23 protein-coding genes are annotated in these 22,342 nt (G+C 63.6%); 11 read left to right on the forward strand and 12 right to left on the reverse strand.

The window, feature by feature from the left end:
* The first annotated feature begins 19 nt into the window (after window positions 1-19).
* Window positions 20-1,216, forward strand: a complete 1,197-nt coding sequence (locus ABD884_RS07370; RefSeq protein WP_345054675.1) for a thiolase family protein — start codon at window positions 20-22, stop codon at window positions 1,214-1,216.
* On the opposite strand, the gene ABD884_RS07375 is transcribed toward ABD884_RS07370, so the two are convergent.
* The 4 genes from ABD884_RS07375 to ABD884_RS07390 form a co-directional block, all read right to left on the reverse strand.
* The gene (locus ABD884_RS07375; RefSeq protein ID WP_345041690.1) at window positions 1,213-1,836 is read right to left on the reverse strand and encodes an energy-coupling factor transporter transmembrane component T family protein; all 624 of its coding nucleotides are present in this window, start codon (window positions 1,834-1,836) and stop codon (window positions 1,213-1,215) included. The genes ABD884_RS07370 and ABD884_RS07375 overlap by 4 nt on opposite strands.
* Window positions 1,833-2,582: an energy-coupling factor ABC transporter ATP-binding protein gene (locus ABD884_RS07380; protein WP_345041698.1), complete on the reverse strand. Its 750-nt coding sequence runs from the start codon at window positions 2,580-2,582 to the stop codon at window positions 1,833-1,835. Before ABD884_RS07380 ends, ABD884_RS07375 begins: the two co-directional genes overlap by 4 nt.
* A gap of 34 nt (window positions 2,583-2,616) precedes the next feature.
* Entirely contained in the window at window positions 2,617-3,231 is a 615-nt protein-coding gene (locus ABD884_RS07385; protein ID WP_345041704.1) for a biotin transporter BioY, read from the reverse strand.
* A 154-nt stretch (window positions 3,232-3,385) separates the two neighbouring features.
* Window positions 3,386-4,177 (reverse strand): hypothetical protein, encoded by a 792-nt coding sequence (locus tag ABD884_RS07390; protein WP_345041709.1) that lies wholly within the window; start codon window positions 4,175-4,177, stop codon window positions 3,386-3,388.
* Between the two features lie 270 nt (window positions 4,178-4,447).
* On the opposite strand from ABD884_RS07390, the gene ABD884_RS07395 reads away from it, so the two are divergent.
* Window positions 4,448-6,046, forward strand: coding sequence for an ABC-F family ATP-binding cassette domain-containing protein (locus tag ABD884_RS07395; protein WP_345041716.1), 1,599 nt, complete (start codon window positions 4,448-4,450; stop codon window positions 6,044-6,046).
* A gap of 15 nt (window positions 6,047-6,061) precedes the next feature.
* On the opposite strand, the gene ABD884_RS07400 is transcribed toward ABD884_RS07395, so the two are convergent.
* Complete coding sequence (locus ABD884_RS07400; RefSeq protein WP_345041735.1) at window positions 6,062-6,505, reverse strand: SRPBCC domain-containing protein; 444 nt, start codon at window positions 6,503-6,505, stop codon at window positions 6,062-6,064.
* Window positions 6,506-6,660: 155 nt separating this feature from the next.
* On the opposite strand from ABD884_RS07400, the gene ABD884_RS07405 reads away from it, so the two are divergent.
* Window positions 6,661-7,896 carry an integrase catalytic domain-containing protein gene (locus ABD884_RS07405; RefSeq protein WP_345034695.1) on the forward strand — a complete coding sequence of 412 codons (1,236 nt, stop codon included), beginning with the start codon at window positions 6,661-6,663 and terminating at the stop codon, window positions 7,894-7,896.
* A gap of 33 nt (window positions 7,897-7,929) precedes the next feature.
* On the opposite strand, the gene ABD884_RS07410 is transcribed toward ABD884_RS07405, so the two are convergent.
* Genes ABD884_RS07410 through ABD884_RS07425 form a run of 4 tightly spaced genes read right to left on the reverse strand, consistent with a single transcriptional unit; the run spans window position 7,930 to window position 10,032 of the window.
* Complete coding sequence (locus ABD884_RS07410; protein WP_345041740.1) at window positions 7,930-8,415, reverse strand: YbaK/EbsC family protein; 486 nt, start codon at window positions 8,413-8,415, stop codon at window positions 7,930-7,932.
* The gene (locus ABD884_RS07415; RefSeq protein ID WP_345041747.1) at window positions 8,399-9,253 is read right to left on the reverse strand and encodes an SURF1 family cytochrome oxidase biogenesis protein; all 855 of its coding nucleotides are present in this window, start codon (window positions 9,251-9,253) and stop codon (window positions 8,399-8,401) included. Before ABD884_RS07415 ends, ABD884_RS07410 begins: the two co-directional genes overlap by 17 nt.
* The gene (locus ABD884_RS07420) at window positions 9,254-9,538 is read right to left on the reverse strand and encodes a hypothetical protein (RefSeq protein WP_345041754.1); all 285 of its coding nucleotides are present in this window, start codon (window positions 9,536-9,538) and stop codon (window positions 9,254-9,256) included.
* Window positions 9,535-10,032 carry a DUF3099 domain-containing protein gene (locus ABD884_RS07425; RefSeq protein ID WP_376953910.1) on the reverse strand — a complete coding sequence of 166 codons (498 nt, stop codon included), beginning with the start codon at window positions 10,030-10,032 and terminating at the stop codon, window positions 9,535-9,537. Before ABD884_RS07425 ends, ABD884_RS07420 begins: the two co-directional genes overlap by 4 nt.
* A 174-nt stretch (window positions 10,033-10,206) precedes the next feature.
* Here ABD884_RS07425 and ABD884_RS07430 point away from each other — a divergent pair, with 174 nt between their 5' ends.
* Complete coding sequence (locus tag ABD884_RS07430) at window positions 10,207-10,932, forward strand: beta-ketoacyl-ACP reductase (RefSeq protein WP_345041763.1); 726 nt, start codon at window positions 10,207-10,209, stop codon at window positions 10,930-10,932.
* Between the two features lie 166 nt (window positions 10,933-11,098).
* Complete coding sequence (locus tag ABD884_RS07435; RefSeq protein ID WP_345041767.1) at window positions 11,099-11,848, forward strand: SDR family oxidoreductase; 750 nt, start codon at window positions 11,099-11,101, stop codon at window positions 11,846-11,848.
* Window positions 11,849-11,952: 104 nt separating this feature from the next.
* Here the strand turns inward: ABD884_RS07435 and serB are convergent, their stop codons facing one another.
* Window positions 11,953-12,846, reverse strand: coding sequence for a phosphoserine phosphatase SerB (gene serB / locus ABD884_RS07440; RefSeq protein WP_345041774.1), 894 nt, complete (start codon window positions 12,844-12,846; stop codon window positions 11,953-11,955).
* 125 nt (window positions 12,847-12,971) lie between these two features.
* Here serB and ABD884_RS07445 point away from each other — a divergent pair, with 125 nt between their 5' ends.
* The 5 genes from ABD884_RS07445 (at window position 12,972) to lplAB (ending at window position 16,958) form a co-directional block, all read left to right on the forward strand.
* Complete coding sequence (locus ABD884_RS07445; RefSeq protein ID WP_345041779.1) at window positions 12,972-13,757, forward strand: ABC transporter ATP-binding protein; 786 nt, start codon at window positions 12,972-12,974, stop codon at window positions 13,755-13,757.
* A gap of 19 nt (window positions 13,758-13,776) precedes the next feature.
* Window positions 13,777-14,562: a sulfite exporter TauE/SafE family protein gene (locus tag ABD884_RS07450; RefSeq protein ID WP_345041783.1), complete on the forward strand. Its 786-nt coding sequence runs from the start codon at window positions 13,777-13,779 to the stop codon at window positions 14,560-14,562.
* 7 nt (window positions 14,563-14,569) lie between these two features.
* Entirely contained in the window at window positions 14,570-15,379 is an 810-nt protein-coding gene (locus tag ABD884_RS07455) for a TrmH family RNA methyltransferase (protein WP_345041793.1), read from the forward strand.
* A gap of 142 nt (window positions 15,380-15,521) precedes the next feature.
* Entirely contained in the window at window positions 15,522-15,779 is a 258-nt protein-coding gene (locus ABD884_RS07460; protein ID WP_028267311.1) for a type B 50S ribosomal protein L31, read from the forward strand.
* An 81-nt stretch (window positions 15,780-15,860) separates the two neighbouring features.
* On the forward strand, window positions 15,861-16,958 hold the full coding sequence (lplAB, locus tag ABD884_RS07465; RefSeq protein ID WP_376953915.1) for a lipoate-protein ligase LplAB: 1,098 nt from the start codon (window positions 15,861-15,863) through the stop codon (window positions 16,956-16,958).
* On the opposite strand, the gene pepN is transcribed toward lplAB, so the two are convergent.
* The gene (gene pepN, locus ABD884_RS07470) at window positions 16,941-19,565 is read right to left on the reverse strand and encodes an aminopeptidase N (RefSeq protein ID WP_345041828.1); all 2,625 of its coding nucleotides are present in this window, start codon (window positions 19,563-19,565) and stop codon (window positions 16,941-16,943) included. The genes lplAB and pepN overlap by 18 nt on opposite strands.
* A gap of 4 nt (window positions 19,566-19,569) precedes the next feature.
* Window positions 19,570-20,559 (reverse strand): YeiH family protein, encoded by a 990-nt coding sequence (locus ABD884_RS07475; RefSeq protein ID WP_345041833.1) that lies wholly within the window; start codon window positions 20,557-20,559, stop codon window positions 19,570-19,572.
* Window positions 20,560-20,726: 167 nt separating this feature from the next.
* On the opposite strand from ABD884_RS07475, the gene ABD884_RS07480 reads away from it, so the two are divergent.
* Window positions 20,727-22,283 (forward strand): circularly permuted type 2 ATP-grasp protein, encoded by a 1,557-nt coding sequence (locus tag ABD884_RS07480; protein ID WP_345041840.1) that lies wholly within the window; start codon window positions 20,727-20,729, stop codon window positions 22,281-22,283.
* The last annotated feature ends 59 nt before the right edge of the window (window positions 22,284-22,342 follow it).

Here is a 22,342-nt window from a genome sequence, read left to right on the forward strand (position 1 = left end):
GTCCAGCGGCAGGCAGGGGATGGTGCCGGTTCCTTCGCGCCAGCCCGTCATTATTGCTGCCCTGCGGACACCCATTTGCCGATCCTACGGCCAACTGAAGTCGATGCGGGCAGAGGAACTCCTCGCTCCCGTCCTCCGCTCCCTCCTGACAGCCACGGGTGTTGCCGACGCGGCGGTCTGCGACGTCGTGATCGGCAATGCCGTGGGTGGTGGCGGCAACCTGGCCCGGTACGCCGCATTGCAAGCGGGACTGCCGGTGGAGGTTCCCGGGCTGACCGTGGACCGGCAGTGCGGTTCCGGTCTCGACGCCATTGCCTTGGCTTCCCGGCTGGTGGCAGCGGGCGGCAACGGAATCTACTTGGCCGGGGGAGTGGAAAGCATCAGTACGGCGCCCTTGCGTGCCCGGAGAAACCCGGACCCCGACGGCGCACCGGACTTTTTCACGCGCGCCACCTTTGTGCCGCCGGAGTTTGGCGACCCGGACATGGGCGTCGCGGCCGAAAATGTGGCGCGGGAGTTCGGCATCACTCGCGAGCGGCAGGATGACTTCGCCTTGCGGAGCCATCAGCGAGCCGTCGCCGCCAAAGTCGCCGGCGCCTTCGGCCCTGAAATTGTTCCCGTGGATGCCGGTGGTGCCGTGGTGGAGGCCGATGACGGACCCCGCGCATCGCTCAAGGCCGGGCTCATGTCACGCTTTCCCGCTGCATTCGTGCCGGGCGGAACGGTGACGGCCGGAAACTCATGCTTCGACGCGGACGCGGCCTCCGCCGTCGTGATCACCTCGTTGGAGCGGGCGCAGGCACTGGGTGCCGCCGACGGACTGCTCGTGTTGGGCACTGACACGGCAGGGGTGGACCCGGAACTGTTGGGCATCGGAGCCTCGGTGGCAGCCAAGCGGCTGCTGGCCGGGCTTGGACTGGGGCCCGGGGAACTGGACCTCGTGGAATTCAACGAAGCATTCGCTTCGCAGACCCTCGCCTGCCTTGACGTTCTGGGGGTCGATCCCGAACGGGCGAACCTCGACGGCGGGGCCTTGGCTTTGGGGCACGGCTATGGTGCGTCCGGGGCCGTGTTGGTGACCCGGATCCTGGCGCAAGCCCGCACTTTTGCCGGCCGGCAGCCAGGCCGGGAGAGCTTGGCCCTGGCGATGATCAGCATCGCGGGTGGGATGGGCACGGCCGCCATGTTCCGGTACGTCCAGCTGCGGGGCGATTAGTCTTCGGCGTCTCCCAGGCCGCGCGCGGCCAAGGCGTCGCCGGTCTGTCGCGCATACGCAACCGTGGTGATAAAGACCGGCAAGACCAAAGCGCGGGGATTTCGTTCCAAACCGCGGGCACGGGCGGAGTCACGGACATCGGAGAATGCTCCCGCGATGAACGGAAGGCTCCGCAGCATAATGGCTATGGTCAGTGCGAAACGCTCGGGATCGGCGCCGAAGCGCTTGAACGGCTTGGACAGGGCTACCACCCCGTCGAGCAGCGCCTGCACCGGAGTCGTGACCGTCAGCACCGATGCAGCGACGACACAGACGAGCACGTTGAGCACGATCCGGGCGGCGACCGGGCCGCCCAGCTGCCACCATTGGAACGCGCCGATGACCAGAAGGATGGGCGTCACCAGCCACACGGAATGCGCGAGCCGTCTGAAGCCTGCGCCGCTCAGGAGGAAGAGCGCGCACATCGCGGCCAGGACCGCGGCCGAGACGAGCCAATCGACAATCAAGAACGAGGCGAGGCCGCAGCCTGCAACCAAGAGGAACTTGAGCCACAAGGGCGTGCGGTGCACGATCGAGTCGCCGCGCACATAGTGGGGGATGAGGACCCCGCGGCTCCTCACGTCGCCTGCACTCTTCCCTGAAGGGCAGCTTCGCCGGGCTCCACTGCCTGGGCGCAGAGTGCACGGTAGTGTTCGACGGCGTCGGCTGCTCTGCCGTCGAACACTATCCGTCCCTCGTCCACCACCAACGCGCGATCCGCTTCGAGGGCAAGCTCGAGGTCGTGGGTGGACATGATGATCTGTTGTTCCAGGCCGGCAAGCGTGCGCCGGAGCAGTTCCCGGTTGCGCAGGTCCAACAGCGTTGAAGGCTCATCGAGGACCAACACTGCGGGATTCACCGCGAGGACCGCGGCGAGGGCGAGCAGCTGCCGTTCTCCGCCGGAGAGTTCGTAAATGCTTTGATCGGCTAGTTTCAGGAGGCCGAACCGTTCGAGGACTGCTTCGGCGCGGGCCGCACGCTCCTTGGAGTTCCTGATGGAACGCCGCAGGGACAATTCAACATCTTCCCGGCCGGTAGGCATGACCAGTTGGGATAGGGGATCGGTGAAGACGAATCCCACCTGGCTACGGACCCGGCGGACGTCTCCGATGCTGTCCGCGCCGTTGACGGTGACGGCACCCTCGCTGGGAGCTACCAAGCCGTTGAGCAGGCGCAGCAAGGTGGATTTTCCGGAGCCGTTGGCCCCAATGACGGCGATGCGCCGCTCGCTCAGATTCAGCGAGACGTCCTGCAACAAGGTCTTGGGAGTGTGGCTGCCATCGACGACAACCCGCACGGAGACGTCACTCAGAATGATGGTGTTCATGTATGGATTGTTCCCGCTCTTTGTGGTGCCGCGTCTATTTGACGCGGCGGACCAGGATGTCCGGGAAGGCCCGGTGCAGGGAGACAGCGATGATTGCTGCCAGGACATTCTTGATGGTGTCGCCCGGGTAGTAGGGCAGGTCGGCCAGGAATGCCTTGGCGAAGTCGAACTTTCCATTGACCATGAAGCCAAGCACTCCGAGGCCATGGACGAGGACGATGGTGCTGATCATGGCCGCCGCAAACAGGAACACCGCGCGGTACTTCACCGTCTTGCGGATCACGAGGGCAGCCAACCACCCGGCAGCTGCGGCAGCAAGCGGGAAGGCGATGATGTAGCCGGCTGATGGGGTTGCCAGGATGCCGAGCCCGCTGCGGCCCCCGCTAAAGATCGGCAGTCCGGCGAAACCGAGCAGGGTGTAGAGCCCGACGGCGGCAAACGCCCGGCCGCCGCCGAGCACAAGTCCGGTGAGCATGACGGCGAGGGTCTGCAGAGTGATCGGGACGCCGAGGGCTCCTACGGGAATTCCCGGGACCATGGTTGAAGCGGCCACCAAGGCCGCGAAGACGGCGATGAGGCCGATGTCCGTAGAGGTCCAGCGGCTGCGGGCACTGGTGCGTCCCGTAGCTGCGGTTTTGATGCTGCTCATGGTGTGTCCTGTCTGATGCCGGGGCGGAGTAAGTCCCCTGGAACCGAGATTACAGAGCAGCCAAGGACACTATTTTGTAGGGTGTCCACGAGTGTCGGAGCGAGGCATTGGCGTCAAGGTACAAAGGACGGTCCCGTTGTGGGCGGCGTCCTGATCAGTCCTCCCCGGACTCCTCCGCTGGGGTGAAACCTGCGCGGTCCACCTTGCGGTGGTAATGCATGCCCGCCAGGCCGCCTAATACGGCCGCGATCAGGGTCACTGCGGCCACGATGAGGGCGGCGATGATGCCGGTGGTGCTCAACTGTCCCTCATTGACTGGAATCCTCGGGAAGCTGTTGAGGTTAGCGAGGATATTGAACCGCTGTCCGGCTATCAGGCCAAGCAGGGCCACCAGGACGGCCGCGATAATTGCCCAGAGCCAGACCATGAAGCCTTGCCTGACACCATTGAATCGCGCCATGCGAGCGGCGACGTAGCCGCCGGAGTAGTAGGAAAGGAACAGGATCACCAAGAGGGCGATCACGCCTGCGATGCCCGCCGTCTTTGAACCCGCCTGGTTCACTGCATCGTTGACGTTCGTGTTGTTTGCGAGTCCGACCGCCACGCCGACCGCCACGCCGGCCGCTGCCAGGATGGCAATGAGAAGCACTGCCATTCCAGTGGCGGTCAGCCAGCCGAAGAAGGCGGAGCCGATCTTGATTCCGCCGAACTGTTCCTTTTCCCGTGCAATGACCGTCTCGCGGGTGGCGGCACGTGGGTCGTATGCGGCGGGAGCCACGCCATAGTTGCTAGTCTCATCGACATAGCTCGTGTCGTCTACGTAGCCGGGTTCATTTCGCCGCACTTCACCAACCTGCTCGTCCCGCGGTTCGACGGCGTCCGGGATTCCGGCTTGGCCGCGGTCGTCCCGGAGGTGCCTGCCTTCGGATCCTGTTGTGCTGCTCATCGAGACTCTCCCTAGCGATCGTCCAACCGGACTCATGCCTGAGCTGCAACATGAGGGCTCCGGCGGTCCCGATTCCACCTAACCACGCGCCGGAACTAGTAGCAAGGGTGCTTACTATTCTGGAATCGTGTACAGGCGTCTTAGTCCTGGCAAGCGCGGGACGCGGCGGGCGGTAGAATTGTCAAGGCCGATCGCTCGGCCCTCCCTCGCCTCAGCTGCACCGATGAACTCCGTGCTGCGGGTGTTCCCCATTGAAAGGCATCCCCCGAATTGATTACCGTCCAGGAACTCGAACTGCGCGCAGGCGCCCGCCTGCTCATGGACCAGGTCAGCTTCCGCGTGGACAAGGGGGACAAGATCGGCTTGGTCGGGCGGAACGGTGCGGGTAAGACGACCCTCACCCGTGTCCTGGCCGGTGAGGGCTTGCCCGCTGCGGGCAAGGTTGCCCGCAGCGGAGAGATTGGCTATCTGCCACAGGATCCCCGGACCCCGGACATGGAACAGCTGGCACGCGACCGTATCCTCTCTGCCCGCGGTCTGGACGTGGTAGTCGGCAAGCTGAAGCAGGCACAAGCGGATATGTCCAGCGAAGACGCCACAGTGCAGCGCAAGGCCATGAACCGCTATGACCGCTTGGAAAGCGAATTCCTCGCAGGAGGCGGTTATGCAGCCGAAGCCGAAGCCGCGGCTATTTCTTCCAATCTGTCCCTTCCGGAGCGACTCCTGAACCAGCCCCTCAAGACACTTTCGGGCGGCCAGCGCCGTCGCGTTGAGCTGGCCCGGATCCTCTACTCGGATGCTGAAACACTGCTCCTGGACGAACCCACCAACCACCTCGACGCGGACTCCATCACCTGGCTCCGCGACTTCCTCAAGGGGCACCAGGGTGGTCTGATCGTGATCAGCCACGACGTGGAACTCCTTGAAGCCACGGTCAACAAGGTCTATCACCTGGATGCCAACCGGGCGCAGATCGACTTCTACAACATGGGCTGGAAGCGCTACCTGCAGCAGCGTGAAACCGACGAGCGCGCCCGCAAGCGTGAGCGTGCCAACGCCGAGAAGAAGGCGCAGGTCCTCATGGACCAAGCGAACAAGATGCGCGCCAAGGCCACCAAGGCCGTAGCGGCGCAGAACATGGCGAAGCGGGCCGAGCGGTTGCTTGGCGGTCTGGAAGCGGTCCGCGAGAATGACCGCGTGGCAGCCCTGCGTTTCCCGGATCCTGCTCCCTGCGGCAAGACTCCGCTCACTGCGGAAGGCTTGAGCAAGTCCTACGGTTCATTGGAAATCTTCACCGATGTTGACCTGGCGATCGATCGCGGTTCCAAGGTGGTCATCCTGGGCCTCAACGGCGCGGGAAAGACCACCCTCTTGCGCATGCTCGCAGGAGTGGACAAACCGGACACGGGCGAAATCCTCCCCGGCCACGGCCTCAAAGTGGGCTACTACGCGCAGGAACACGAAACCCTGGATCATGACCGTACCGTCCTGGAGAACATGCGTTCATCCGCTCCGGACATGAAGGACGCGGAGGTCCGTGGGATCCTCGGCTCTTTCCTGTTCTCGGGCGACGACGTCGACAAGCCGGCAGGTGTGCTGTCAGGTGGTGAGAAGACGCGCCTGGCGCTCGCCACGATCGTGGCCTCAAGCGCCAACGTGCTGCTCCTGGACGAGCCTACCAACAACCTCGACCCGGCCAGCCGCGCCGAGATCCTGGGCGCGCTGCGTAACTATTCCGGCGCCGTCGTCCTCGTCAGCCACGATGAGGGCGCCGTGGAAGCGCTGAACCCCGAACGGGTGGTCCTGCTTCCGGATGGCGTCGAGGACCACTGGAACGAGGACTACCTGGACCTCATTACCCTCGCCTAGGCAGTTCCTTCGGGCTCAGGGCATTTCCCACGGAACCGACGCGAGGGGACGGCCCAGTTCGATGTAGCTTTTCAGGTTCGACAGGACTGCCGACCAGCCGCGGCTTGCAATCGCCAATTGTTCTTCGTCGGCGATGTTCCTGTGATGGACCGTTAGCCTGGCAATGCTGTCGTGTGACTCGATGGTGAAGGTGACAACGTCGGGCTTCACTACCTCCGGGACCGTTGGGTCCTCCCAGGTGTTCACAAGGCGCAGGGGCTGCGTCGCCTCCAAGATGGTTCCTACTACGTCCGCGGTCCCGGAGCCATCCGTGCGCTGGTGTTCCCAGCGTGAGCCTGCCTTCCAGTCCGAGACATTGGCGTGGCCCCAGTACTCGGCGCTTTGGGCTGCGTCTGTCAGGGCCGCCCAAATCTGGTCCGCAGTTCCTTCGATGTACGTGACGTAGGTGTATTCAGCCATGGGCACCAGCCTAGCGCCACGCCGCACCGGATCAATGGCCCGACGAGACTCACCTATAGTGCTCGCGAAACGGGGTGCATGCCTCATTTGGGAAACGCTCGCGAAATCACGGGCCGCTACGGGCACGGCGGTGACGATGAGGGATGGACCTGTCGATGGCAACGCGTAGGGAAATCACGAAGAAGTACGCAGCCGATTATGCGAAGGCGTCCAAGAAAGCCAAAGGCGTGGTTCTCGACGAGCTCGTGGCTGTTACGGGATGGTCCCGGGCAAACGCCCGCCGCGCATTGGCCACGGCCCGTGCGCGAAAAGGCCGGGCGAAACCGGTAACGCGCAGGCCTCGGGGACGTACGTATGGCTATGACACCCTCAAGGTCCTGATCTGTGTGTGGCGGCTGGCCGGGATGCCATCGGGCAAATACCTGGCCGCGACCATGGACCTCTGGCTGCCCAAGCTTCAGGCCTTCGGGGAACTGGACGCCAAGCGACTGACACCGGCAGTGGCGGCGCAGCTGATGCAGGTCTCCGGGGCGACGATCGACCGGCTGCTTAAGCCCACGAAGGACGCGGACAGGCCCAAAGGGTTGTCCGCGACGAAGGCCGGGCCGTTGCTGCGGAACTCCATCACGGTCCGCAAGGCAGGGGACGAACACGAACAGGCGCCGGGGTTCATCGAAGCGGACATGGTCGTCCACTGCGGGCCCACCCTGGCCGGTGAATTCGCCAGGACCCTGACCGCCACGGACGTCTTCACCGGCTGGACCGAGAACGTCGCGGTCCGCAACGGGGCGCATAAATGGGTGCTCCCGGCCCTGGACGAAGTCGTGGCCCGGCTGCCCTTCCCCCTGGTCGGTCTGGATACCGATAACGGCGGGGAATTCATCAACTACGCCCTGATCGCCTGGGCTGGTGACAAAGACATCTACTTCACCCGCTCCCGGCCGTACAAGTCCAACGACAACGCCCACGTCGAGCAGAAAAACGGTGATGTGGTCCGCCGCCATGCCTTCCACTACCGCTACGACACCACCGCCGAGCTCAAACTCCTCAACGCCCTCTACGACCTCGTCCGGGTCCGGCTGAACCTGTTCACCGCCACCATCAAAGCAACCGGCTGGCGCTCAAACAAACACGGCAAGAAAACCCGCATTTACGACAAGCCACGGACCCCGTACCAGCGCGTCGTCGATTCCGGGATCCTCACCACAGCCAAAGCCGCCGAACTCGCTCAACTAATGGAGATCACGAACCCGGCCGACCTCACCCGGGGCATCACCAAAATCCAGACCCAGCTGATCGCCCTCGCCGCAGCGAAAACACAGGCCCTGGAGGACTCATCCACGCGAGCACAAATAGATGAGGCACGCACAACACTTTCGCGAGCATCTTGACATGAGTCGTTACGCGGCCCAGGCCTAAGAGGCCTAGCGGACCCGCAGTGGCTGCGCGGCCGTAATCCGTTGGAGTTCGCTGTAACTGATGGAGAACATGGAGGTATGGTCCCCAGCTCCTGCCCAAAGGATCGGGTGAGCTTGCAGGGTCACGTCGAGGATGGTCCGGATGGGTCGCGGGTGGCCGACAGGAGCCACTCCGCCGACCGCCTGGCCGGTGTGTTCCAAGACGAAACCGGGGCTTGCCCGGCGGATCCTGGCTGTCCCCAAGGTAGCCGCCACCAGGGAGGTGTCCACCTTCGCCGCTCCGCTTGCGAGAATCAGCAGCGGAGCGCCGTCGAGCTCGAAGACCAGGCTGTTGGCGATCGCTGCGAGGTCGCATCCCAACAAGGAAGCTGCCGCGACTGCCGTGGGGACTTCGTCGTCGAAGGTGCACACCGTGTCTTGGGCGCCGGCCGCCGTCAGGGCCAATTTAACCTTCAGGACCGGGGTGGGGACCATCTTAGTAGCCTTGGGCATCCAGGATCGCGTCTTCCTCTTCTTCGGCTGTTGGCCGCTTTGACTTCCGAGGCGCAGGTGCGGTGCGGCGGGGCAACGCACTGATTTCTTCGTCCTCATCCTCGGCATCAATCTGCGCATTGCGGGCCTGTTGCCTGGCCGCATAAGCGAAACCGACGAACATCAGCACGCCGAACGCAAACCACTGCAGGGAATAGGACAAGTGCGTGCCCTCATCCGTGGCCGGCTTGGGGAACGGTGCGGGCATCGACTGGACGGCGGGGGACTCAGTGGCGAGTTGCCCGTAGGCGCCGGTCAGTATGGGGTATCCGAGTTCCGTGGCGAAGGAAGGGAGATCGATCGAGGCCAGCTGGCCATCCACGGCGCCGCGACCCAGGTCCGGTTCGGAGGCTTTCAAGCGCGCGACGACGGTGACCTCACCGGCCGGGGGGGCCGGGATGCTGTCTGGGTGGCCGGGAGTATTGTTCCCGATAGGCAACCAGCCGCGGTCCACCACGACGGCTTCGCCGCTCGACAAGCGGAACGGCACCACTACTTCGTAGCCAGGCTGGCCGTTGAGGGGACGGTTGCGGACGACGCGTTGGCCGGAAGTGTCATAGCGTCCATGCAATTCCACCTGTGTCCATTCCCGCTCGGGATTCAGGGACTGGAACTCTGCTTTGGCGGCAGAAAAGGGAATCGGAGTGGCCGAATAGTTCGTCACAACCCGGTTGATCTCCGCCAACGTCTCCGCCCTGCGATCCATTTGCCAGCGGCCGAGGAAAACGCAGCCCGCAGCGAAGATCACCGCCAGAACGAAGTAGCCCAGCCATTTGCTGGAAAAGAGAAAGCGGTACATTCAGCGGACCTCGCCTGGGTCGGTGGTGGTGCCGGGATCGAAAGGTATTGTCCCTTTCCACAGGCCGCGGGTCTGGAGGTAGTCCTCCAGCCATTCCCGGTGCTCCTGGCAGGACAGCCACACCTTGCGGCGCTCGGGGGTATGGATGCGGGGGTTGTTCCACAAGAGTTGCCACGTTGCTTCGGCGCGGCAGGCCTTGCGGGAGCACACCGCCGGGGGCGACGGACGATGACCGGCATCGTATTGGTTCTCCAGGCCGGCGCCGCCCGTTGTGAAGATATTCATGAAGCCGCCTGTTCTTCCCCGCTGTGCGGAGAATTCACCGCATCGCTCCCCTGGATATCGTCAGCTTCCGTGCCGGAACCGTCCTGGCGGGGCGCGTCGTCGTCAATAAGTTCGCCCTCCAAGACCGTGGCGGAGGCCGTGGGGCCTTCCGCTTCCCCGGAGGGGGACGCTTCCAGTTCGACGGCCGGAACGTAGTCCAGCAGGGCATCGCTGTGGACTTCGGCTTTGTCGCTGCCATTGGCAATCACCACGGCAATCCAGGGGAGGAATACGGCCCCGGCGACGGCGATGATCTTGAACCAGCCATCAACCACGAAGATGAGGATGAGGCATACCAAGCGGATACCCATGGCCACGGCGTACTTGATCATCCGTTCACGCATGTCGTCCGAATGGGCGGCAGCTGCATCGGTAATGCTGTGCACCACAGGGTCACCTGAGACGGCGTCCGGGTCTCCGGGCGCCTGCTGCAGGGGACTGTTATCTTTTGTCACGGCTGATTCATCACGCTCCAACGGCTTCTCCCAATTCTCTCACCATGGAACCGGGGCGCCCAAACTGCGCGGGAAACCGCCGCCAGGGGCCAGAGGCTTCCGGCGGCTAAGATCGATGCAGGAAATTAGCCACCTTCAAGCGGCGCTACGCTGCCGCGGAACTCCGGAGACCAAATGTCTGAAGCAGTATCAACGCCCCGCAGTGTCCTCATCACGGGCGGAAACCGCGGGATCGGCCTGGCCATCGCAGAGTCCTTCCTTGCCAATGGAGACAAAGTTGCCGTGACGTACCGCAGTGAAACCGCCCTTCCCGCGGGCATTCTTGGCGTCAAGGCCGATGTGACGGACGAGGCTTCCCTTGACGCGGCGTTCAAGGAGGTCGAGGCTGCCCACGGTCCCGTTGAAGTCTTGGTTGCCAACGCGGGGATCACCAAGGACACACTTCTTTTGCGGATGAGCGAGGACGACTTCACTTCTGTCATCGACACCAACCTCACGGGTGCCTTCCGGGTCATTAAGCGGGCTTCGAAGGGCATGATCCGCATGCGCAAGGGGCGGGTTGTGCTCATCTCCTCCGTGTCGGGTCTCTACGGTGCCCCGGGACAGATCAATTACTCGGCGTCGAAGGCGGGCATGGTGGGCATCGCCCGTTCCCTGACCCGCGAACTCGGCAGCCGAGGCATCACAGCGAACGTCGTGGCCCCGGGTTTCATCAACACGGACATGACTGCAGAACTTCCGGAAGAGACCCAGAAAGCCTATTTGGCGAGTGTTCCGGCGGGGCGCTTTGCCGAAGCGTCCGAGGTCGCCAACGTGGTCCGTTGGATTGCCAGTGACGAAGCCGCGTACATCTCCGGTGCCGTGATCCCCGTGGACGGCGGCCTGGGCATGGGCCACTAGGGCCCGCTTTGCCGGCCAAGTCAGGGCTTGGACTACTAAACCTGCCCCGGGGTTCTTTGTGGGGATTCCACAGGCGTCATCAGGGATCCCGCTGGCATGATTGACTCGGGGCTAATAGAACTTGGATGTTTTGAACAAGTTGGACGTTTTGAATAAAGGAGCATGAATGGGACTGCTGGACAACAAGACGGCGATCGTCACCGGTTCTTCACGCGGTATCGGCGCTGAAGTAGCCAAAATCCTGGCTGGCGAGGGCGCCGCCGTCGTCGTCAACTACCGTCAAAAGGCCCCGCGGGCCAACAAGGTGGTAGGCGAGATCCAGGCGGCTGGCGGCCGGGCTGTCGCCGTGGGCGCGGACCTGACCACCCAGGAAGGTGTCCAGTCGCTGGCCAGCGCCGCCATGGAGGAATTCGGTTCGCTCAACGTCCTGGTACTCAACGCTTCGGGCGGCATGGAATCCGGCATGGAGGGGGACTACGCCCTCAAGTTGAACCGGGATGCCCAGATCAACATGCTCAACGCCGCAGTTCCGCTGATGCCCGAAGGTTCCCGCGTGGTCTTCGTCACGAGCCACCAGGCGCACTTCGTGGAGACCGTTCCCACGATGCCCGAGTACGAGCCGGTTGCCCGCAGCAAGCGCGCGGGCGAAGACGCACTGCGTGGACTGCTCCCGAACCTCGCCGAGAAGGGCATCTCCCTGGTGGTTGTTTCCGGGGACATGATCGAGGGCACCGTGACGGCAACGTTGCTCGACCGTTCCAACCCTGGCGCGATCGAGGCCCGCCGTGCCGAGGCCGGCAAGCTGTACTCCGTCGAGGAATTCGCCGCCGAGGTCGCCAAGATGGTTACTGCCGACGTCGAAAGCGGCCACACTGAATACGTTGGCGGCGCCGACTACTTCGGCAAAAGCGCCTGAAATTTTTTAGCGCATAAATTAGGGCGTAAAGAGCGGCCCGGGACTGGCTGAATCGCCCAGTCCCGGGCCGCTCTTGTGTTGCTTCTGTGGTGCATGAATTCCAGCTAGACGCCCGCGATATGGCGGACCGCGTCCAGGTACGGCATATTGATGGCGGCATCAGCCACCGCTCTCACGGCTGGCTTGGCGTTGAAGGCGACGCCGATGCCCGCTGCGCCGAGCATGTCAAGGTCATTGGCTCCGTCGCCCACGGCAATCGTGTGCTCCAGGTCGATCCCTTCGGCAGCGGCCCACTCGCGAAGGTACTTCTCCTTGGCGGCGCGATCGATCACGTCGCCAAGCACCTTGCCTGTCAGCACGCCGTCGACGATCTCGAGTTCATTGGCGATCCAGTAATCCAGCCCGAGTTTTTCCGCGATGGGCTGCAGGATCTGGTTGAAGCCCCCGGACACCACCGCCACCGCATGCCCGGCAGCCTTGAACGCGGCAACGAGTTCCGCCGCGCCTTCGCTGAGGCGCACCTCGGCCCGCACCGCGTCGACGACGGCGGCCGGTAGTCCTGCGAGCACCGCGACGCGGGCGTGAAGACTCTGCGCGAAATCCAGCTCGCCACGCATTGCTGCCTCCGTGACGGCCGTTACTTCCTCGCGCTTGCCGGCGTGCGCGGCAAGCAGTTCGATGACTTCCTGCTGGATCAGGGTGGAATCGACATCCATGATCAGGAACTTACGTGTTGCGTCGCGCAGGGCGTCGGCGACGATCGCAGTGTCCATGCCCGGAGCTGCGGCGTCGGCGACCAGGCGGCGAATGCCGGACAAATCGGCAGCAGTGGTCCCGTCAACGGCCAGGCCAAGGATGTAGACCCCGAAACGCTCGTCCCCGGAACGCGACTCAGACGTGAAGGAAGCCCCCGAACCGGCCAGCACCTTGCGCAAGTGGTCAAGCTCCGAAGGGGACAAATTCACGCCATAGCTGACCGCGGTCAAGTTCGAACTCATGGCTGCAATCTTAGCCAGCGTAGTAGCGCCGCCCGAATTCCTGTTTCATTCAAGGCGCCGCACAAACCGTGTGAGCGAAGTTTCGGTTATCTATCGCCCCTCTTTTTGTCCTAGTGTCTACTCCTATGAGTGATGTTCTTGAATTGGCTTCCGTCAGCGTTGTCCGAGGTAGCAAGATCCTGCTGGATAAGATCGACTGGCAAGTCAACGAAGGCGAACGCTGGGTCATCCTCGGCCCCAACGGTGCCGGCAAGACCACTCTTCTCCAGATCGCTGCCGCCCGGATGCATCCCACCAGCGGAAAAGCCGGAATCCTTGACGAGACGCTCGGCCGGGTCGATGTGTTTGAGCTCCGCCCGCGCATCGGCCTCTCCTCCGCGGCCTTGGCCACGCAGATCCCCGAACACGAAAACGTGCTGAACGTCGTGGTCACCGCCGCCTACGGTGTGACCGGCCGCTGGCGCGAGGGGTACGAGCGCGACGATGAGCGACGAGCCTTCGGCCTTCTCAACGAGTGGGGCATGGGGCCGCTGCTGAACCGTTCCTTCGCATCGCTTTCCGAGGGCGAGCGCAAGCGCGTACAAATCGCCCGTGCCCTCATGACCGATCCCGAACTGCTCCTGCTCGACGAGCCAGCCGCGGGCCTGGACCTGGGCGGACGCGAGGAGCTCGTCCACAAACTTGGCGAACTCGCCCGCGACGAGGACGCACCTGCCATGGTTCTCGTCACCCACCACTTGGAAGAAGTGCCGCCGGGCTTCACCCACGCCATGTTGCTGCGCGACGGCGGAGTGGTCGCCGCGGGACCCATCGAAGAGGTCTTGACGGCGGAACACCTCAGCGACACCTTCGGGCTGCCCTTGGACGTGAGCGAGAACTCCGGCCGCTACACGGCCACCGCCCGCCGCTAGGCCCGGGCACCAAGAAACTGTGGAGATCCTTAGCGGCATCCTGATCTTTTTCGCGGGCTTGTGGGCCGGAACCATCAATAGCGTGGTCGGCTCGGGCACGCTGGTTACGTTCCCGGTCCTCATCGCTTTGGGCTACGCACCCGTCACTGCGACCATCAGCAACGCCATGGGCCTCGTGGCGGGCAACGTCACCGGAGCCTGGGGCTACAGGCATGAGCTCCGGGGCAGGGGCCGCCAACTGCTTCGGCTCTTGCCCGCGTCCCTTCTCGGCGGCATCACGGGTGCCTGGCTGCTGCTGCACCTGCCGGAGAAGGTCTTCTACTACGCGGCTCCCATCCTGATTGTCCTCGCGCTGCTCATGGTCCTCTTCCAGCCCAAACTGCAACGGTGGGTCCAGGACCGGGCAGGCAACCCGGAACACGCCATCCACGACAAGCGGCACACCGTGATGCTCGTAGTACTGGTGTACCTCGCCGGGGTCTATGGCGGCTATTTCGTCGCTGCCCAAGGCATCCTGCTGGTCGGCATCCTGGGTGTTTTCATGACGGGCACCATCCAGAACGCCAACGCGATGAAGAACATTCTGGTGTTGGCCGTCAACGTCGTGGCAGCGTGCTCCTACCTCTTGTTCGCCTTCGGCCGGATCGAGTGGCCAGTCGTGGCAATCATCGCGGCCAGCTCATTGATCGGTGGGCTCATCGGCTCCAAAGTGGGGCGGCGCCTGAAGCCCCTCGCGCTACGCATCGTGATCTTCGCCCTCGGCATCGTGGCCCTCGGCTTCATGATCGCCAACCTGCTGAAATAGGAATCCGGTGACCTTCCACTACCTTGAAACCGCTGACGACCCGCGGGTTGCCGACTACACCCAACTCACGGATGTCCACCTTCGCAAGCTTCGCGAGCCGGAGGAAGGTATGTACATTGCCGAATCGTCCCGAGTCCTGCGGCGGGCCCTCGCAGCCGGGCACAAGCCCCGTTCCTTCTTCCTTGCGGAGAAGTGGTTGGAAGACCTCGACGACGTCTTCCAGCAGTTCCCTGACGTGCCGGTCTACATCGGCAAGGCTTCCCTGCTCGAGGAAATCACGGGATTCCATCTACACCGCGGTGCCATGGCCGCCATGCATCGACCTGTACCGGTGCCTCTCGAGGAGCTCCTCGCCGGGGCACACCGCGTGGCTGTCTTGGAGGACGTCGTCGACCACACGAACGTCGGTGCCATCTTCCGTTCCGCGGCTGCGCTTGGCGTGGACGCCGTGTTGGTCTCGCCGCGCTGCGGGGATCCCCTGTATCGCCGCAGCGTCCGGGTGAGCATGGGCACCGTTTTCCAGGTTCCATGGGCTCGGCTTGAGTCCTGGCCGGATGACCTCGAACGGCTCAAAGATCAGGGCTTCACCGTGGCCGCCATGGAGCTGACCGACGACGCCGTGGACCTCGACGTCCTTGCCGCAAGTAACCCCGGCAAACTCGCCCTCGTGCTCGGCACCGAAGGCGCGGGCATGAGCCCGGAGACGCTCGCCGTCGTCGACCTCGCAGTGAAGATTCCCATGCGCGCCGGCGTCGATTCGCTCAATGTCGCGGCCGCGTCCGCGGTGGCCTTCTGGGAACTGCGCCCGCGCAACTGAAGAGGCTGGTTCAAGCAAGGGTGCAGTTTCCGCTATGATTGATTGTTGGCCCGGCACTGGGTATCTGTTATCAGTGTGCGGACCGAATCCATTCATACCTGGCAACTGGCAAAATCCAGCTGCGTGAACAAAAGGTCCCATTATGAAGTCTGATATCCACCCGAAGTACGAAGCTGTTGTTTTCAACGACTTGGCTTCCGGCGTCAAGTTCCTGACCAAGTCCACCGTGTCTTCCAAGAAGACCATCGAGTGGGAAGACGGAAACACCTACCCGGTTATCGACGTCGAAATCTCCTCGGAGTCCCACCCGTTCTACACGGGCAAGCAGCGCATCATGGACTCTGCAGGCCGCGTCGAGCGCTTCAACGCTCGCTTCAAGGGCTTCGGCGGCAAGAAGTAATCAACTTCACCTCCAAGCTTCTGTGAAAGCCCGCACCCGTCGTATCTTCGGCGGCTGCGGGCTTTTGCGTTTTCCGGCAGGATGGAAACCATGACTTCCACCATGCCATTCCAACATGACGGCCCCCTGCTCCATGGCGAATACAAGGTCCCCGGCGGAAAACTTGTGGTTGTTGACCTCGACGTCTTGGACGGGCGGTTCGCGAACGTTTCGCTCAGCGGCGACTTCTTCCTGGAGCCGGACGAGGCCCTGCTGGAGATCAACCGGGCGCTCACGGGCCTTCCGGAAAGTTCGACGCCGGCAGAGATCTCCGCTGCCGTTACCGAGGCATTGCCTGCCGACACAGTCCTGTTCGGCTTTTCCGCCGACGCGGTCGCCGTTGCTGTCCGCAGGGCGCTGTCCAAGGCCAGCGGGTGGGCGGACCACCAGTGGGAGGTCATCCCGCCGTCGGTCCTTCCCACGCACCTCAACGTCGCGTTGGACGAGGTCCTCACAGCTCAGGTCGGGGCCGGGCTCCGCAACCCCACCTTGCGCTTCTGGGACTGGGAGGAGCCCTCAGTGGTGATCGGCAGCTTCCAGTCCTTCCGCAACGAGGTGGATCCCGACGGCGTCGCGCGCCACAGCATCACGGTGGTCCGCCGCATCAGCGGCGGGGGAGCGATGTTCATGGAAGCGGGCAACTGCATCACCTATTCGCTGTATGTGCCACAGAGCCTGGTCGATGGCATCAGCTTTGCCGATTCCTATGCCTTCCTGGACGTGTGGGTCATGGCAGCACTGGAACAGCTGGGCATCACTGCGTTCTACGTCCCCCTCAATGACATCGCCACCGAACAGGGCAAGATCGGCGGTGCCGCGCAGAAACGACTCGCGAATGGCGGGATGCTGCACCACGTCACCATGAGCTACGACATCGATGCCGACAAGATGGTCGACGTGTTGCGCATCGGCAAGGAGAAACTTTCCGACAAAGGCACCCGCAGTGCCAAGAAGCGCGTGGATCCACTGCGACGGCAAACCGGTCTCGCGCGGACGGAGATCATCAAAGCCATGCAGGAAGTTTTCACCGAGCGGTACGGCGCCATGGAGTCCCGCATCACCGATGCCGAATTGGCAACAGCCCGGGAGCGGGTGCAGTCAAAATTCGGTACCGCGGAATGGCTACACCGGGTTCCCTAGGACTCGTCCCGTGGCTTGTGCCGTCAACGCGCGGAACATATGGCTCCGCTGTTCAATGATGATGCGCCGGAGCGCGCGCGGGGCGGCCGGGTGAGTGGCAAGCCAATCGTCCGTACGCCGAAGCACCGGATGGTCCGCCGGAGCCATTCCCCCGGAGAGGTCCTGGGCCGAGGGGAACAGTCCGCGCACAATCCGGCTCGCGATCTCGATGCTCCGGGACTGCCAGACACTTTCCAGACAATCGAAATATTGCTCGGTAAAACCGTCCAACAGGCCTGACGGGGCAAGGGAGAAGCCGGCGATCGTCGCGCTCAGGATCTCGTTCGAGAGCGTGGTGTTGTTGATTGCGGCATCCCATGCGGCTGCTTTGACTGCCGCCTCGGGACGGGCGGCAGCGGCCAGCGCATGGCCTTCGCGTCCGGCAGCGGTGTGGTCCCGGGAAAGTTCGGCATCCAGTTCCGCGAGCCCCGCCGCCCCATTGGCTGCCAGCGCTTGCCACAGGCTCCACCGAAGATCCGCGTCCACCGTCAGTCCATCCACTGTGATGCTTCCCGAGAGGATACCGCGGAGGAACTCAACGTAGGCACTATCATGGCGCGACAACTCGGCGAGGGTCCTCGCCCAAGCAAGTTGCTGGTCTGAACCCGGCCCGGAGGTGCGCAGCTGCATCGCGCTGCTCGCCATCAGTCTCTCCCGGACCTCGTCACGCTGCGGAGCCGGGATGTAACGCTCGACGGCGGTCACTGCGTTCCCCAAAACGTTCAGCAGCACGCCGATCCCTGATTCGGCAGGGGCGAAGCGTTCGACGGCGGCGACGTACAGCGCCGCCGGGGTAACGGCGTCGCGCGCTGAATCCCACAGGGCTGTCCAGCACAACGCCCGGGCCATGGGGTCGCTGAGGCGGTCCAAGGAGGAACGGACCGTTGCCTCGGACCCCTCATCCAGCCGGACCTTGGCGTAGCTGAGGTCGTCGTCGTTGACGAGGAGCAGGGCCGGGCGCGGTTTACCTGCCAGTGCGTCCACTCTGGTCTCGGCCCCTTCAACGTCGATCTCGACGCTCTCGGTGCGGAGCAAGCTGCCGCCGTCGTCAAAATTGTAGAGACCGATCCTGAGCCTATGCGGGCGGTGTTCCTGCCTGCCTGTGGCCGGGTCTACGGAAGCCTGGCGCAGGGTAACGGACTCCATGGCATCGCCGCTCCCGGAGATCTCCGCCGCAATGGTGGAGATCCCCGAGGTCTGCAGCCACTGCCGGGCCCACGTTCCAAGGTCCCGGCCCGATGCGGTGCGCAAGGCTTCGAGGAGGTCGGCCAGCGAGGTGTTGCCGTATTCATGATCCCGGAAGTACCGTCGCGAGCCGGCAATGAACGCCTCGAACCCGACGTAGGCCACCAATTGCTTGAGGACGGATGCGCCCTTGGCATAGGTAATGCCGTCGAAGTTCTGCTTGGCAGCTTCCAGATCGGGGATATCCGCAACGATGGGGTGCGTCGTGGGCAACTGGTCCTGCACATAGGCCCAGGACTTGCGTTTGTTCGCGAAATTCACCCAGGCGCTGTCCCAGTCCGTGGCTTTGTCCACGCCTAGGGTGCCCATGTAGTCGGCGAAGGATTCCTTGAGCCAGAGATCATCCCACCAGGTCATCGTCACGAGGTCACCGAACCACATGTGGGCCATCTCGTGCATGAGGGTATTGGCGCGGGCCTGGTATTGCGCATCCGTGGCCCGGGACGTGAAGACGTACTTCTCGGTGAAAGTGACCAGTCCGGGATTTTCCATGGCACCAAGGTTGTATTCGGGCACGAACGCCTGATCGTACTTGCCCCAGGGATAGGGATAGTCGAAGAGCTCGTTGAAGAAGTCCAAGCCCTTCTTCGTCAAGCGGAAAAGTTCGGCCGCGTCGAAGGACTCATGCATCGACGCGCGGCAGAAAAGCGCCAGCGGAACCTCGAGGCTGGTCCCGTCGTCGAGCGTCTTGCTCCAGTGATCCGTGGCGCGAAAATAGGGGCCGGCCAGGACGGTGGTGATGTAGGTGGACATCCGCTTGGTGGTGGCGAAGTCCCAGCGGCTCGTGGCAGGATCGGTGGTCAGTTGCGTTCGGGCGGCTTCGGCGCCGTTCGAAGCCACCTGCCACCCGGATGGCGCCATGACATGGAAGGTGAATTCGGCCTTCAGGTCCGGTTGCTCGAAATTCGCGAAGACGCGGCGGGCATCCGCCGGTTCATATTGTGTGTAGAGGTAGCACTGTCCGTCGGCCGGATCGACGAAGCGGTGCAGTCCCTCCCCGGACCGGCTGTAAAGGGCCGTACCGGTGACGGTGACTTGGTTTTCGGGCTGAAGGTTTTCGAGGCGGATCCTGTCGCCGTCCACCACCGCAGCGACGTCAAGTCCCTTCCCGTTGAGGAAGACGCTGTGCACTCCGCCGTGGATGAAGTCCAAGAACGTGGACGCGCCGGGCTCGGCGGAGAAGTTGATGACGCTGCGGCTTGTGTACCCGGGCACCTCGGGGTCCGCTGCTTCGCGGACGTCGAGTGAGACATCGTAGCTGTGGGTGCTGATCAGGGCTGAACGGGTGGCGGCCTCAGCGCGCGCCAGATTGTGATTCGACACTCCACTATCTAATCATGAGCCCTGCGGCGCCCAGGCCCAGCAACGCGATGAGGAGCCAGGAGCCCAGGGCAACCAGCACTGCGCGGCCCCCGGTGTGCAACAACGTGCGGATGCGGACCGCCGAACCCAGCCCGAACAAGGCGGAGGCGAGCAGTATGTCCTGGATTCCTCCCGCGGCCTCCAGGACGCCCGGGCTGAGCCAACCCAGTGAACGGGCAGCTACCATGGCGATGAATCCAAGGACGAAAAGGGGAACGATCGGTGGGAACTTGCCGTCGTCGTCGTTCGCCTCGATGCCGTTGCGCGACTTCCGCCGCATCGACCATCGTTGCGTGAGGCCAGCTACGGCAACGATGGGGGCCAAGAGGATCACGCGCGTCAGTTTCACGACGACGGCGAGTGCCAAGGCCGCCGGACCGGCAGTCTGTGCGGTGGCAACCACTTGACCCACGTCGTGGACTGAGGCGCCGGTCCATGCGCCGAACCGTTCCGGGGTCAGCCCCAAGGGGTACATGAGCAATGGCAGGACGCCGATGGCGAGCGTGCCGCACAGGGTGACCAAGGCAACGGGCAAAACCGTGTCCTGGTGTTTGATGCGACGCACCGCAGCCATGGCTCCAATCGCTGATGCTCCGCAGATGGAAAAGCCGGTGGCGATCAGCAAGGCACCATCGCGCGGAAGCTTTACCAAGCGGGCGAGCCCATACGTGCCGGCGAAACTGAGGAGTACGACGGCGGCAATCAGCGCGAGCGCGAACCAGCCAAGGTCAAGGACGTCCACAACACTGACCTTCAAGCCCAACAGGACGATCCCTGCCCGCATGTGGTGCTTGCCGGCGAAGTCCAGGCCCGGGCGGGCGCGCCCGGCGGCCCATGCCGCCGTGCCCGGTATATTTGCAGCTAGCAAACCCAGCGCTACAGCCGCCGTCATGGCAGGGATGGGGGAAACCAGGGTGTGGACAATGAAGGCAAGCCCGGTGGCTGCCACTGACATGACAATCCCTGCTCCCACTCGGGAGACGGGTGCCGGAAAACGCTTGGGGTGCATTCGTCAACCTTGAAGCATGCACGAGGTGAAACGCGAACCGGGATCGAACCTGGAGTCGCAAAATGCAGGACGCGAAATGCGTTCGTAATCGAAAAGGTGATTGTCTGAATCCCATGTCAGAGCTATTCCGGGATTACTCCGAGGCCGCCGCCCGTTCCGGCGCCTACGACGAAATGTTCACCCCGGGCGCGATTGCCCGAAAATCCTACGGCCAGGTAGACGGCGCGCTTCGTGAGCTTTCGCTTGCCGATGTGAGTGCTCGGGCCGAGTCGATGGCGCGGACCTTCCTGGACCGCGGCGTGACCTTCGATTATGCGGGGGAGGAGCGACCCTTCCCTTTGGATATCGTGCCGCGGGTGATTCCGGCTGATGAGTGGGATGTTCTGGAGCGTGGGGTAGCGCAGCGTGTGCGCGCGCTTGAAGCATTCCTGGACGATGTCTACGGGCGGATGGCGGTGGTCGCGGACGGTGTGGTGCCCCGTGCCTTGGTGACCACAAGTGCGCACTTCCACCGGGCGGTCCATGGATTCGAGCCGGCCGGTGGCGTGCGCGTGCACGTGTCCGGCATCGACGTGGTCCGTGATGCGGCAGGCACGTTCCGGGTGCTGGAGGACAACGTGAGGGTCCCTTCGGGAGTGTCGTATGTGCTGGAGAACCGGCGGGCGATGGCGAAGGGTCTGCCGGAGGCATTCGGGCAGCAACCCATCCGGCCCGTGGAGGAATACCCGCGCCGCTTGCTGTCGGCCCTCCGGAAGACGGCGCCGTCAGGGGTCGATGACCCGACAGTCGTGGTGTTGACGCCCGGGGTCTTCAACAGTGCGTACTTCGAACACACGCTGCTGGCGGGTTTGATGGGCGTGGAACTGGTGGAAGGCAGGGACCTTATCTGCCGTGGAAACCGGGTGTACATGCGGACCACGGCCGGTGAACAGCGCGTGGATGTGATTTACAAGCGCATTGACGACGAATTTCTGGATCCGTTGCAGTTCCGCTCGGATTCCATGCTCGGATGTCCGGGACTGGTGAACGCAGCCCGGGCCGGCGGGGTGACGATCGCGAACGCGGTCGGCAACGGGGTGGCCGATGACAAGCTGGTCTATTCCTATGTTCCCGATCTGATTCGCTATTACCTGCATGAAGAGCCGGTCATCGCCAATGTGGAGACGTTCCGGCTGGAAGAGAAAGAAGCCCGCGAGCAAGTCCTGGACCGCCTTGAGGAACTCGTGGTCAAGCCGGTGGATGGTTCCGGCGGCAAGGGCCTGGTGATCGGTCCCGATGCTTCACGCGAGGAGCTGGATGCTTTGCGGAAGCGGGTGTTGGCGGATCCCCGGGGATGGATCGCCCAACCGGTGTTGCAGCTCTCCACCGTGCCTACGCATGCCGGGGACCGGTTCGGTCCCCGGCATGTGGACTTGCGTCCATTTGCGGTCAACGACGGCGACGACGTCTGGGTGCTGCCCGGTGGCCTGACCCGTGTGGCCCTGAAGGAAGGCTCGCTGATCGTGAATTCATCCCAGGGCGGTGGCTCCAAAGACACCTGGGTGCTTTCGGATTCCCCGCAAGTGCCCGCCGCGGAGATGCCGCGATCCTCCATCACGGTCCGCGAACAGGTCTCGGTCTGGCCAGTCGAAAGCAACTGGCGGGACCGGCAATCGGACCAACAGCAGTGATCCGTCACGCCATGCTGCCGGAGCAGGATCAGGTTACATTCATCGTCGCAACGCAGGAC

Source organism: Arthrobacter methylotrophus, assembly GCF_039539965.1.
GTDB lineage: Bacteria > Actinomycetota > Actinomycetes > Actinomycetales > Micrococcaceae > Arthrobacter > Arthrobacter methylotrophus.